Genomic DNA, 345 nt, shown 5'->3' with positions numbered 1-345 from the left:
CCACAACGGCACGCTGTTCCTGGACGAGATCGGCGACATGCCGCCGGCGCTGCAGATCCGCCTGCTGCGCGTGCTGCAGGAACGGCAGGTGATGCCCGTGGGCGGCAGTGAACCGGTGCCGGTCAACGTGCGCATCATGGCCGCCACCCATCGCGACCTGGCGGCCATGGTCGCGGCCGGCGCCTTCCGCCAGGACCTGTTCTTCCGCCTGAACATCCTGCGCATCGACATGCCGACGCTGCGCGAGCGGCGCGACGACATCTGGCTGCTGGCGCAGAACCTGTACCAGCGGGTGCGGCAGAACCTGGGCCTGGCCGGCGAGCCGCCGTTGCCCGACGCCTTGCG

General features: G+C 70.7%; 1 protein-coding gene. It reads left to right on the top strand.

The annotated features are described in order from the left end of the window. On the top strand, positions 1 to 345 hold a 345-nt coding region (locus RISW2_RS23295; protein ID WP_043776116.1), incomplete at both ends, for a sigma 54-interacting transcriptional regulator.

It is taken from the genome of Roseivivax isoporae LMG 25204 (assembly GCF_000521865.1).
GTDB classification, from domain to species: Bacteria; Pseudomonadota; Alphaproteobacteria; order Rhodobacterales; family Rhodobacteraceae; genus Roseivivax; species Roseivivax isoporae.
Note: the sequence above shows the minus strand (reverse complement) of the source record. Positions and strands in the feature narration are given on the sequence as shown.